13 protein-coding genes are annotated in these 12,433 nt (G+C 58.2%); 4 read left to right on the top strand and 9 right to left on the bottom strand.

What is annotated here, in order from left to right:
* Nucleotides 1-4 precede the first annotated feature (4 nt).
* Together HNR03_RS10685 and HNR03_RS10680 are read left to right on the top strand one after the other, a co-directional pair.
* A complete protein-coding gene (locus tag HNR03_RS10685) occupies nt 5-913 on the top strand; it encodes an OmpA family protein (RefSeq protein WP_222588253.1) in 909 nt (302 codons plus the stop codon).
* 129 nt (nt 914-1,042) lie between these two features.
* A complete protein-coding gene (locus tag HNR03_RS10680) occupies nt 1,043-2,260 on the top strand; it encodes an argininosuccinate synthase (protein ID WP_007898502.1) in 1,218 nt (405 codons plus the stop codon).
* 182 nt (nt 2,261-2,442) lie between these two features.
* Here HNR03_RS10680 and HNR03_RS10675 read toward each other — a convergent pair whose 3' ends face one another.
* Nucleotides 2,443-3,018, bottom strand: a complete 576-nt coding sequence (locus HNR03_RS10675) for a hypothetical protein (protein ID WP_259153364.1) — start codon at nt 3,016-3,018, stop codon at nt 2,443-2,445.
* A 589-nt stretch (nt 3,019-3,607) separates the two neighbouring features.
* Here HNR03_RS10675 and HNR03_RS10670 point away from each other — a divergent pair.
* Nucleotides 3,608-4,234, top strand: coding sequence for a response regulator transcription factor (locus tag HNR03_RS10670; protein WP_007943575.1), 627 nt, complete (start codon nt 3,608-3,610; stop codon nt 4,232-4,234).
* 90 nt (nt 4,235-4,324) lie between these two features.
* Here HNR03_RS10670 and HNR03_RS10665 read toward each other — a convergent pair whose 3' ends face one another.
* The 8 genes from HNR03_RS10665 to metG all read right to left on the bottom strand — a co-directional run bounded on the left by HNR03_RS10665 (nt 4,325) and on the right by metG (nt 11,137).
* Complete coding sequence (locus HNR03_RS10665; protein ID WP_007898493.1) at nt 4,325-4,504, bottom strand: PA3496 family putative envelope integrity protein; 180 nt, start codon at nt 4,502-4,504, stop codon at nt 4,325-4,327.
* 107 nt (nt 4,505-4,611) lie between these two features.
* A complete protein-coding gene (nth, locus tag HNR03_RS10660; protein WP_090180771.1) occupies nt 4,612-5,250 on the bottom strand; it encodes an endonuclease III in 639 nt (212 codons plus the stop codon).
* 25 nt (nt 5,251-5,275) lie between these two features.
* Entirely contained in the window at nt 5,276-5,785 is a 510-nt protein-coding gene (locus HNR03_RS10655; protein WP_222588250.1) for an Rnf-Nqr domain containing protein, read from the bottom strand.
* Entirely contained in the window at nt 5,778-6,389 is a 612-nt protein-coding gene (locus tag HNR03_RS10650; protein ID WP_259153351.1) for an RnfABCDGE type electron transport complex subunit G, read from the bottom strand. Before HNR03_RS10650 ends, HNR03_RS10655 begins: the two co-directional genes overlap by 8 nt.
* Complete coding sequence (locus HNR03_RS10645; protein WP_259153349.1) at nt 6,386-7,375, bottom strand: RnfABCDGE type electron transport complex subunit D; 990 nt, start codon at nt 7,373-7,375, stop codon at nt 6,386-6,388. The genes HNR03_RS10650 and HNR03_RS10645 overlap by 4 nt, the downstream gene beginning before the upstream one ends.
* Nucleotides 7,362-8,375 carry an electron transport complex subunit RsxB gene (rsxB, locus tag HNR03_RS10640; RefSeq protein WP_259153347.1) on the bottom strand — a complete coding sequence of 338 codons (1,014 nt, stop codon included), beginning with the start codon at nt 8,373-8,375 and terminating at the stop codon, nt 7,362-7,364. The genes HNR03_RS10645 and rsxB overlap by 14 nt, the downstream gene beginning before the upstream one ends.
* Nucleotides 8,372-8,941 carry an Rnf-Nqr domain containing protein gene (locus HNR03_RS10635; protein ID WP_259153345.1) on the bottom strand — a complete coding sequence of 190 codons (570 nt, stop codon included), beginning with the start codon at nt 8,939-8,941 and terminating at the stop codon, nt 8,372-8,374. The genes rsxB and HNR03_RS10635 overlap by 4 nt, the downstream gene beginning before the upstream one ends.
* A gap of 144 nt (nt 8,942-9,085) precedes the next feature.
* Complete coding sequence (gene metG / locus HNR03_RS10630) at nt 9,086-11,137, bottom strand: methionine--tRNA ligase (RefSeq protein ID WP_259153343.1); 2,052 nt, start codon at nt 11,135-11,137, stop codon at nt 9,086-9,088.
* Between the two features lie 199 nt (nt 11,138-11,336).
* On the opposite strand from metG, the gene apbC reads away from it, so the two are divergent.
* Complete coding sequence (gene apbC / locus HNR03_RS10625; RefSeq protein ID WP_259153329.1) at nt 11,337-12,431, top strand: iron-sulfur cluster carrier protein ApbC; 1,095 nt, start codon at nt 11,337-11,339, stop codon at nt 12,429-12,431.
* The last annotated feature ends 2 nt before the right edge of the window (nt 12,432-12,433 follow it).

Here is a 12,433-nt window from a genome sequence, read left to right as displayed (position 1 = left end):
TCCCGTGCGCCAGCGTTATTTAGCCTTGCTCAGTGTGTTTGCCAGCCTTCCCGCAATGGCGCTCACTTTCCAGACGCGTCTGGAGAGCATCGAGTGGACGGTCGAAGGTGACAAGTTCGAATGCCGCCTGAGTCAGCCGATCACCGATTTCGGGTCGGGTGAGTTCGTGCGCCGTGCTGGCGAGCAGGCGACGTTTCGTCTCAAATCCTACAACGCGATGATCGGCGGCGGTTCCGCGACCCTGCTGGCAGCGGCTGCGCCTTGGCAGCCGGGACGTGGCGACATCAACCTGGGGTCGGTGCGAATCGGTAGCGGCAATGTGCTGTTCAACAGTTCGCAAGTTCAGGCCGGACGCCTGATCAGCGGATTGATGGACGGCCGCAGCCCGGTCATCCGGCATTCCTCCGGCGACGGTCGGGTGTCTGAGGTGCGCTTGTTACCGGTCAAGTTCAGCAAGGCCTTCAACGACTACCAGGGTTGCGTGGCAAAATTGCTGCCGAAGAATTTCGAACAGGTCAAACAGTCCGAAATCGGCTTCCCGGGTGAAGGTGTTGACCTCGATGCGCGGGGCAAGGCCCAGTTGCAGGTGATGCTGGAGTTCATGAAGGCCGATCCGACGGTCAATCACATCGAGCTCGACGGGCACTCCGACAACAGCGGCAATCGTCTGACCAACCGCGAATTGTCACGCCGTCGGGCGTTGGCGGTGATGGATTTTTTCAAGGCCAATGGCATTCAGGAGTCGCAGATCACCCTGCGTTTCCACGGTGAGCGTTATCCTGTGGCACCGAACACCAGCCCCGCCAACCGCGCGAAGAATCGCCGGGTCGCGGTGCGCCTGGAGCGGGTCGCCCCGACCGAGAAAGTGGCGCCTCAAGTCGCGACGCCCGGCAGCGCTGCCACGACCTCCTGAACCCGCTGAAATCGTCGCTCGCTCGACATAATCTGTCGCTTCGTCGTCATAAGCTGTCGCGCCTCTGTAAATTATTTCGTATGACCGGTAGACTTCACGGCTTTCCGTAGAACCCCGTGGAGTGATGGCATGGCGGACGTAAACAAGGTCGTTCTGGCGTATTCCGGCGGCCTGGACACTTCGGTGATCCTCAAGTGGCTGCAGGATACTTATAACTGTGAAGTCGTGACCTTCACCGCTGACCTGGGTCAGGGCGAAGAGGTCGAACCTGCACGCGCCAAGGCACAAGCCATGGGCGTCAAAGAGATCTACATCGACGACTTGCGCGAAGAGTTCGTGCGCGATTTCGTTTTCCCGATGTTCCGCGCCAACACCGTTTACGAAGGCGAGTACCTGCTGGGTACTTCCATCGCTCGTCCGTTGATCGCCAAACGCCTGATCGAAATCGCCAACGAAACCGGTGCTGACGCCATTTCCCACGGCGCTACCGGCAAAGGCAACGACCAGGTTCGTTTCGAACTCGGTGCCTACGCCTTGAAGCCAGGCGTAAAAGTGATTGCTCCGTGGCGCGAATGGGACTTGCTGTCCCGTGAAAAGCTGATGGATTACGCTGAAAAGCACAACATCCCGATCGAGCGTCACGGCAAGAAAAAATCCCCGTACTCGATGGATGCCAACTTGCTGCACATCTCCTATGAAGGCGGCGTGCTGGAAGACACCTGGACCGAGCACGAAGAAGACATGTGGAAATGGACCGTCTCTCCGGAGAAGGCTCCAGACAAGGCGCAGTACCTGGAACTGACCTACCGCAACGGCGACATCGTGGCACTGGACGGCGTCGAAATGACCCCGGCCACCGTGCTGGCGACCCTGAACCGTATCGGTGGCGAACACGGTATCGGCCGTCTCGACATCGTCGAGAACCGTTACGTGGGCATGAAGTCCCGTGGCTGCTACGAAACCCCTGGCGGCACCATCATGCTGCGCGCTCACCGTGCGATCGAATCGATCACCCTGGACCGTGAAGTGGCTCACCTCAAAGACGAGCTGATGCCTAAATACGCCAGCCTGATCTACACCGGTTACTGGTGGAGCCCTGAGCGTCTGATGCTGCAACAGATGATCGATGCGTCCCAGGCACACGTGAACGGCGTTGTGCGCCTGAAGCTGTACAAGGGGAACGTGATCGTTACCGGTCGCAAGTCCGACGAATCGTTGTTCGATGCCAACATCGCGACCTTCGAAGAAGACGGCGGCGCCTACAACCAGGCCGACGCGGCGGGCTTCATCAAGCTCAACGCCTTGCGTATGCGCATTGCTGCAAACAAAGGCCGCAAGCTGTTCTGAGACCTTTGAAGTCGCAATAGAAATGTGGCCTTGTCGATGACAAGGCCACATTGCTGAAAGGGGGGGATTTTCTGGCCGGACATGCGATTTATCGTTCTATTCGTTGTTGCTCATACCTCTCCTTCTGTGTTTCTCCACGATTGCTCTTCCAGAGCATCGCCTGCTGCTGTGGGAATAAATCCTCAGCCCACCGTCGTCACGTCACGTGAACTCAAATTGTAAGCAACGCAGAAGCCGTGACGCTTTCTGGTTTGCTTCGAGTGCTTGAGCGCGTTTTCCTTCAAAAATGCCTCCGAGTCTGCACTGGTGATAAACACGATCAGTTGCTCAGGCCTTTCCTGTTGTTGCTGGACCTTCTCCATCAGGTGGTTGAATTCCGTTTTTCTGCACATGACCCGCGCATCAATGATGTGCAGGTCCTGTGACCGCATGGGCAAACGCAGGTAGTGGTTCACCCAATGTTCGGGAGGGGCTTCGAAAGTGCTGCTTTGCGGTTGATCAGCGTTGCCCATGACTTTTATGAAGTGCTTTCCTTTCTCAAAGTCAGTGGGCGCATAAAGCGATCGGTAATTGAAGTTGAGTGTGGCAAAGAACAGAAAGAGCAAATAAAAGGGGAAGCTGATAAGGAACCAGATATAAATCTCTCGCTCCTCATTGTCGAGAAAGGGAAGGGAGACAGCTGCTGATGTTTCAGACAGTACTGCAAATATCGCAATGATTGTCATGGGGTTGGTAATTTTTCTCTTGGGTTTTATCATGTCGTGTGCTCATGAATGATGTCTTTTTCTCGAAGATTTAGAGGTTTTTTTGAATGGGTATAAGTGGGTGTTGTGTTGTTTATTAGTTGTGTGTGGGAACTCCTCGTTATATGGGTTTTTCAGTAAGTTGTTATAGTAGCTGTGTTCATGTTAAATCAGGTATAAGTGGGTGGTTGTTTTAGTCGTTGTTGAGTTTGTTTTTGTTTTCGGCGTGGCGCTGGTGTGAACTTTTTTTACTGAAAGTAACGCGGGTGCAGGCATGGGAGCATTGCGCTGAACCCAGGCGCCTCGCGGGCTGGTAGATTTCAAGCGTAGCTCAATCCTTGGCCGTTGGTGTGACAAATGGGCCCCGGCAGGTCGTTTGTTTTCAGATGTATATCGATACAAAAAAAATTGAAACGTAGCACGTGCACGGGTCAATAAAATTTAAGACACACAGTAATCGTAAGAATCTTGTAAGACTTCTCCTGCTTTTTTGTAGGGAATGTCTCTCGGTGTGGGTGGCCGAGGGGGGCGGCATGCCATGTCTGAAACGACTAGGCTATTGTGCGGGCTCTAAAAATTCGAACAGCGAAAATTGGACTTGCCCATGAATAAAGTGCTGATCGTGGATGATCACCCCGTCATTCGTCTTGCGGTGCGTATGCTAATGGAGCGACATGGCTACGAGGTCATTGCAGAAACAGATAATGGCGTGGATGCATTGCAACTTGCCCGCGAGCTGATGCCGGATATTGTCATTCTGGATATTGGAATACCGAAACTGGATGGATTGGAAGTCATTGCTCGTCTTACCTCGACGGCGATGCCTCTTAAAGTGCTGATACTGACTTCTCAGGCGCCTGGGCATTTTTCCATGCGTTGCATGCAGTCGGGGGCCGCCGGGTATGTTTGCAAACAACAGGATCTCACTGAGTTGCTCAGTGCAATAAAGGCAGTACTGTCTGGCTACAGTTACTTCCCCAATCAAGCGTTGCACACTGTGCGTTCAAGTCTTGGCAATGCCAGTGAGGCGGACATGGTGGATCGTCTGTCGGGGCGAGAGATGATGGTGTTGCAACAGCTGGCCCGAGGAAAGACCAACAAGGAGATCGCCGATGGCATGTTTCTCAGCAACAAAACCGTCAGTACTTACAAAACCCGCCTGTTGTTGAAACTCAATGCACGCTCCCTGGTCGATCTGATCGAATTGGCTCAACGCAATGGTCTGGTGTGAGTATGCCAGCGTTTGACGAACCATGCTGAAAGGACTGCCTGCAGGATCGGCACTTAGTAAAAAGCCTCCGTTTCGGGAGGCTTTTAGGTGTCATAGGTCAAAATCGTAATCGGCCAATTGCTTTTGCAGTCGGCGCTCCTCCAGCAGGTTGTCGATGGTACGGCGTTTGCTCAGGTTGGTCTTTGCCACTTCAACCACCGGTTCAGCATCATCGGCCTCAACAGGGGTGAAGTCGTCTTCTACGTCCAATTGCTCTTTGCCAGTGCTCATAAGGTTAACTCCAGGCTAAGACTGCCTTTGGCGCTCCTTATATCGACAATCGACCGGCGGGTAAAAAAGATTTTTTCAATCGGTATATCAATAAACTTAATAGTGCCTCAATCGTCCGAGGTCTTTGCCTTGTACTCGCATAAATCCTCGATACGGCAACTGCCGCAGCGAGGCTTGCGGGCCAGGCAGACGTAGCGTCCGTGCAGGATCAACCAGTGATGGGCGTCGAGCAGGTATTGCTTGGGCACGAACTTCATCAGTTTCTGCTCCACCTCGACAACGTTCTTGCCGGGTGCAATACCTGTGCGATTGCTGACGCGGAAAATGTGGGTGTCGACCGCCATGGTCAACTGACGAAACGCGGTATTGAGCACGACGTTGGCGGTCTTGCGACCCACACCGGGCAGCGCTTCCAGCTCCTCGCGGGTTTGCGGTACTTCACCGCCGTGGCGCTCTACCAGCAAGCGACAGGTTTCGATCACGTTTTTTGCTTTGCTGTTGTACAGGCCGATGGTCTTGATGTATTCCGAAAGTCCCTCGACCCCCAAGGCATAAATCGCCGCCGGTGTATTTGCCACCGGGTACAGTTTGGCGGTGGCCTTGTTGACGCCGACATCGGTCGACTGGGCCGACAGAATCACCGCAATCAGCAATTCGAACGGCGAGGAATACGCCAGTTCGGTCTTCGGTTCCGGGTTGTCTTCGTGAAACCTGCGGAAAATTTCCAGACGTTTTGCGGCATTCATGGGCGGTGCGTTTCCTCGAAGGCAATCAAAGTGAAGAGGTCGAGCGGAGAAAGGCCTGACGTGCAGCGATCAACAGTCCCAGCAGAATGAAGCCGCCGGGGGCCAGCGTCGCCAGGTGCAGGCCACTGTCGCCGATGAATCCGCGCAGTAGGCCAAGGCCCAGCATCAGCGCGCCAAACCATCCGCACAAGCGCAGGCGATCCCGCGGGGATTCCTGGAAAAAACCATTGTGTTCCAGCACGACGCATTGCAAGGCAATCAACCCTGCGTAGATTCCTGCGTGCTGATGCCATTGAAGCGACCAGACTTGCGCGCCAAGTTCCGCGCAAGCGGTCAGCGTGGCCGCCAGCACGACGCTGGCCAGCAAACGGGTGGATTGCTCCAGTCGTGGTCGCAGTACGCCCATCGCGAGGCCGTAGACGCAGGTCACCACGACAAACATCAGCCACAGGCCCAGAGCGTTTGCCCAGGCATCGGTGGCGCCGATCAGTGGCGCCAGCATCAGTGAGTTTCGCAGCGTCGATGACTTATTCATGAGCGCTACTTCCGATCAGCTGTTGTGCGTGTTCATCAAAGTAGCGCAGTGCCTCATGGATGGCGCTGATCACGGCCCTTGAAGTGATGGTTGCGCCCGCGATCTGATCGAATTGTCCCTGGTCTTTTTTCAAGGCCCAACCCGAGTCGCCAGGTTCGGTTCGAGACTTGCCGGTAAATCCCCCGAGCCAGGCATTGGGCCGGTCGGCGATTTTGCCGCCCAGTCCCGGGGTTTCCGATTGCTTGAGGGTTTTGACCCCCAGTAACCTGCCGTTGGTGCTGATCGCGATCAGCAACTCGATGGAGCCTTCGTAGCCCAATGTCTGGCTACGCAGCAACACTGCGCTCGGTTGACCGCCCTTGGTCGCCAGGTAGCCGCCCAAGAGCCTGCTGTTGCTCAGCTCGATGTTGTCGACGGGCAGCGGCTGTTCCAGCGGTTGATTGTCGTAGCTTCCCGGTGGCAGCAGGTCCAGCAGGTTGCGGCTGTCGATCAATCGCTGTGTAGCGGCTATGCGAGGTGCGCTGGCGTGTTGCGCGAGGTACGTCGCGCCAATCCCTAGCCCGGCCAGCAGCACCAGCATTACAACGCTCGTCGCTCGATTCATGGCGCAACGTGCTCCTGTCTGGACGCGACAAACCGCTCCAGCGCCGGTACGCAGAGGTTCATCAGCAACACCGCAAAGGCCACGCCGTCCGGATAGCCGCCCCAGGTACGAATAAGGTAGGTCAGTAATCCCGCACCGGCGCCGAACAACAAGCGCGCACCGGGGCTTTTCGCGCCGGACACTGGCTCGGTGACGATAAAGAATGCACCGAGCATGGTCGCGCCGGTCAGCAGGTGAAACAGTGGCGAGCCATGGGAGTCGGAGCCCGAACCGTTCCAGCACAACAGACTGATGATGAACAGGCTGGCGAGCATGCCGACCGGCGCATGCCAGCTGAATACCCGCCGTTGCAGCAGAAACGCGCCGCCGGCCAGAAACGCCAGATTGACCCATTCCACGCCACGACCGCCAAAATGGCCGAAGGCCGGGTTGCCGGCGAAGAGCTCGTCCATGGTCAGGCTTTTATTGATCCGCAGACTGTCCAGTGCAGTGGCCTGGACCCAGGCATCCGGCGTCTGGCTGAGGCTGAAACCGAAGACCTGTTGCAAACCACCGAGCAGGTCCATGCCGTGCGACGAGGGCCAAAGGGTCATCTGCTGAGGAAAGGCCACCAGCACAAAGGCGAAACCGAGCATGGCCGGGTTGAACGGGTTCTTGCCGACGCCGCCATACACATGTTTACCGGACAGCGCGAACGCTGCAGCACTGACCGTCAGCCACCACGGGCAGTAAGCCGGCAAGGCCACAGTCAGCAACGTCGCGCTGACCAGGGCACTGCCGTCGCTCAAGGTCGGTCGTATGGGGCGTTTACGCAGCTGCAACACCGCCGCTTCTACGGCCAGCGCCGCCACGCTCGCCAGGATCAGGTTGATCAACACGCCCCAGCCATACAGCCAGAACAACACCAGCAGGCCTGGCACGGTGGCCAGCAACACCAGCTTCATGGCCTGCTGAAGGCGTTCGTCCACCGATTCAAGGGGTGACATAGGCCTCCAGCTGACGCTCGGCTTCCTTCACCGCCAGTTCCAGCGTCAGGATCTGTTCAGCCGCTGCTTCGCCGGTTTGCGCTTTCTTGAGTTCGGCGCGGCGCATGGCCAACTGGATCTTTGCCCGATTCAATTCTGCATTTTTCGCTGGAATGACCGGCGTGACCGGGGCTGGCGGTGCCGTGCTTTCCAGCGTCGCCAAAGCCTGTTCCGCGGCCTCGAACTGTTGTTGCAGGACGATCAATTGCGACTGCTGCTCGAAGGTCGGTGGATGCCCGAATGCCTTGAGTGATTTGTTCAGTTGCGCACGACTCATCGCCACATCGATCTTGGCTTTTTTCACTGCCGCATCAATGTTCGCGGCTTTCTGTGCACGCACTCGCTCAAGCGCCGCCTGCACCGGATCAAGCGTTGCCACTTCACTTTGCGGCGCGGCGCGTTGAGCACGGGCCTGACGTTCAGCATGTTTGTGTTCTTCTTCGCGGCGCAGGCGGGCATTTCGCTGTTCGAAACGTTGGCGTGCGTGATTGCGCTTGGCGGCGCGGGCGCGCTGTTCATCAAGGCTGAACGCCAGGCCGCCAACAACCGGCAGCACCGTGGCGATCGGCAGCGGGTGCATCTCGATGCAGTCCACCGGGCAGGGCGCGACGCAGAGGTCGCAACCGGTGCATTCGTCGACAATCACCGTGTGCATCAACTTGGCCGCGCCAACGATGGCGTCCACCGGGCAGGCCTGAATGCACTTGGTGCAACCGATGCACTCGGCTTCGCGAATATAGGCGATCTGCGCCGGGGCCGAGCCGCGGCTGACGTCCAGTTCCAGCACCGGCACTTTCAGCAGGTCGGCCAGGGCCGCAATGGTTTCGCTGCCGCCCGGCGGGCACTTGTTGATCGGTTCGCCGCTGGCAATGCCTTCGGCGTAGGGCTTGCATCCGGGGTGGCCGCACTTGCCGCACTGGGTTTGGGGCAAGAGGGCGTCGATGCGTTGAATCAGACTCATGTTTTGATCAGTCCACTGAATCCGAGAAAAGCCACTGCCATCAGTCCGGCGCCGATCAACTCGATCGGCAGGCCGCGAAAGGGCAGGGGAACATCGTTATCGAGTGTGCGTTGGCGCAAGTCGCTGAACAGGCTCAGCACCAGCCAGAAGCCCAGTCCGGCACAGAGGCTCAGGGCCGTGGCGTGGAAAAATCCCTGGTCGGCCTGCGCGTTGAGCAAGGTCAGGCCAAGCACGCCGGCGTTACCCAGCAGCAAAAGCCAGAGGCCATCGAACGAACGCTTTGGAAGCAATCGTGAAAGCAGCTTCAGCAGCGGACCGGGCAGCAACACGCTCAACGGCAGGAACACGAACAGCTGCAGCGAAGTCAGTTCCAGCGGAACCAGCAGCCAGTGATAGGCCGAGTAGCCCAGGACGCCGACCATCAGCATCAGACACGTGGTCGCAATGCCCAGGGCATGAACTCTTTCACGCTCGCTGCCCAACAGCGGATCGACGCCCAGCGGCCAGTGCAACACGAGGTTGTTGATCAGTGCAGCGCTGATAAGCGTAAAAACAATTTCAGTCATGATCGTGCCGGCAAGAACGGGGCTTTTAAACGCGGCGGTCTAAAAAGCTTAGGCATTATCCGGCAAGGATGGAGGGTGGGCCAGATATGAAAATCCCACAGTCGCGTCACGCACGACTGTGGGATCGGTTTAGCCGATCAAACCTTACTTGATGCGCTGGCCCGGCTTGGCGCCGCTGTCAGGGCTGAGCAGGTAGATTTCTTCGCCGCCAGGGCCGGCAGCCATCACCATGCCTTCGGAAATGCCGAACTTCATTTTCCGTGGCTTGAGGTTGGCAACCATCATGGTCAGGCGACCATTGAGCTTGGACGGATCCGGGTAAGCGCTCTTGATCCCGGAGAACACATTGCGTTGCTCATCACCGATGTCCAGGGTCAGGCGCAGCAGCTTGTCGGCGCCCTCAACGTGTTCAGCCTTGAGGATCAAGGCAACGCGCAGGTCGACAGCGGCGAAGGTATCGAACTCGACTTCCGGCGACAGTGGATCCTTGGCCAGTTCGCCGTTGCCGGCAGGTGCAGCGTCGCCGGTGTCGGTAGCGCTGGCGGTCAGGTCTTCCTTGGAAGCGTCGCTCATGGCTTGCACTTTTACCGGGTCGATACGGGTCATCAACGGTTTGAACTCGTTCAGCTGATGGTTGCTGAGCAAGGTGGCGTGGTCGTTCCAGGTCAGCGGCGCGACGTTCAGGAACGCCTCGGCATCGGCGGCCAGCAACGGCAGGACCGGCTTGAGGAAAATCACCAGCTGGCGGAACAGGTTGACGCCCAGGGCGCAGATGGCCTGGACTTCATCCTGCTTGCCTTCCTGTTTGTTCAGCGACCATGGCGCCTTGTCGGCGATCCAGGCGTTGGCACGGTCGGCCAGGCCCATGATTTCACGCATGGCCCGGGCGAAGTCACGAGCCTCGTAGGCTTCGGCGATGCTCGGCGCAGCCGCCAGGAAAGCTTCGGTCAGTTCCGGCGCGGCGTTGCCGGCCACCAGCAATCCACCGTTGCCCTTTTGGATAAAACCGGCGCAACGGCTGGCGATGTTGACGACTTTGCCGACCAGGTCGGAGTTGACCTTCTGCACGAAGTCTTCGAGGTTCAGGTCGAGGTCATCGACGCCACGGCTCAGCTTGGCCGCGTAGTAGTAGCGCAGGTATTCCGGCGACAGGTGATCCAGATAGGTCCGGGCCTTGATGAAGGTGCCGCGGGATTTGGACATTTTCTGACCGTTGACGGTCAGGTAGCCGTGGACGTTGATGCCGGTCGGTTTACGGAAACCGGCGCCTTCGAGCATCGCTGGCCAGAACAGGGCGTGGAAGTTGACGATGTCCTTGCCGATGAAGTGGTACAGCTCGGCGGTGGAGTCCTTGCCCCAGAACGCGTCGAAGTCCAGCTCCGGCGTGCGGTTGCACAGGTTCTTGAAGCTGGCCATGTAGCCGATTGGCGCGTCCAGCCAGACGTAGAAGTACTTGCCCGGCTCGCCCGGGATTTCGAAACCGAAGTACGGCGCATCGCGAGAGATGTCCCACTGTTGCAGGCCGGCATCCAGCCATTCGGCGATTTTGTTCGCCACGGCTTCTTGCAGGGTGCCACTGCGGGTCCAGGTTTGCAGCATGTCCTGGAAGTCCGGCAACTTGAAGAAGAAGTGCTGGGAATCCTTGAGCACCGGGGTGGCGCCAGAGATCGCCGACTTCGGATCCTTCAGGTCGGTCGGTGCGTAGGTCGCACCGCATTTTTCGCAGTTGTCGCCGTACTGGTCTTCGGTGCCGCATTTCGGGCAGGTGCCCTTGATGAAGCGGTCGGCCAGGAACATTTTCTTTTCCGGGTCGAAGTACTGAGTGATCGAACGCTGGGCAATGTGCCCGGCGTCGCGCAGCTTCAGGTAGATCTGGCTCGACAGCTCACGGTTTTCTTCGGCGTGAGTGGAGTGGAAGTTGTCGAAGTCCACCAGGAACTCGGCAAAGTCGGCGCTGTGTTCAGCCTGGACGTTGGCGATCAGTTGTTCCGGGGTGATGCCTTCCTTTTCCGCGCGCAGCATGATGGCCGAACCGTGGGCGTCGTCGGCGCAGACATAGATGCATTGATTGCCGCGGTGCTTCTGGAAGCGCACCCACATATCGGTCTGGATGTATTCCAGCATGTGGCCAAGATGGATCGAACCATTGGCATAGGGCAGGGCGCTGGTAACGAGGATCTTGCGTGGCTCGGACATGGGGCTCGGCTACTTGATGAAACGGAGGTCGGCCACTATAAAGCGCCGGCGCATATTTTTCACCCCCGAGAACCTTATGCACCGTCCGGCAAATAGTGTGTGGTCATCGGATAATTGTCACATTCTGAAAGCATGCCGTCCGGCCTGTAGAACAGGTAGGATAGCCGCCTGATTTTCAGTCCTGCTATCGGAGTTGCCCATGAGCGCCGTCAATCGCGCAGCGGTGGAAGCCGTCCTTCGCCAATACACCGACCCTTACCTGAACCAGGACCCGGTCAGCGCCGGGTGTGTGCGCAGCATCGACATCCAGGGCGATCGCGTCAGCGTCCAGCTGGAATTGGGTTACGCCGCCGGTCTGTTCAAGAGTGGCTGGTCGCAGATGCTGCAAATGGCGATCGAAGGCCTCGACGGCGTGACGACCGCTCGCGTTGACATCACCAGCGTGATTGCTGCGCACAAGGCCCAGGCGCAAATTCCAGGCCTGGCCAACGTCAAGAACGTGGTGGCCGTGGCGTCCGGCAAGGGCGGCGTGGGCAAATCCACAACTGCCGCCAACCTTGCGCTGGCCCTGGCCCGTGAAGGCGCCAAGGTCGGGATTCTTGACGCGGACATCTACGGTCCGAGCCAGGGCATCATGTTCGGCATCCCCGAGGGCACCCGACCGAAGATCAAGGATCAGAAGTGGTTCGTGCCGATCGAGTCCCATGGCGTTGAAGTGATGTCGATGGCGTTCCTGACCGACGACAACACGCCGATGGTCTGGCGTGGGCCGATGGTATCCGGTGCGCTGCTGCAACTGGTGACACAGACCGCCTGGGGCGATCTGGATTACCTGGTCATCGACATGCCGCCAGGCACCGGTGACATCCAGCTGACCCTGGCGCAGAAAGTCCCGGTGGCCGGTGCGGTCATCGTCACCACCCCGCAAGACCTGGCGTTGCTGGATGCGCGCAAGGGCGTCGAGATGTTCCGCAAGGTCAACATCCCGGTGTTGGGCGTGGTAGAAAACATGGCCGTGCACATCTGCTCCAACTGCGGACATGCCGAGCATCTGTTCGGTGAGGGCGGTGGCGTGAAGCTGGCCAGCCAGTACGGCGTTGAGCTCCTGGCTTCATTGCCGTTGGCGATGGCCATTCGCGAACAGGCCGATGGCGGTAAGCCAACCGTGATCGCCGAGCCGGACAGCCCGATTGCGATGGTCTACCAGGAACTCGCCCGCCACGTTGGCGCGCGGATTGTGTTGCAGGAAGCGGCGACACCGGCGATGCCGAACATCACCATCAGCGACGATTGAGT

Source organism: Pseudomonas sp. JAI111 (assembly GCF_024809425.1).
Classification (GTDB): domain Bacteria; phylum Pseudomonadota; class Gammaproteobacteria; order Pseudomonadales; family Pseudomonadaceae; genus Aquipseudomonas.
This window is presented reverse-complemented; position numbering and strand designations above follow the sequence as displayed.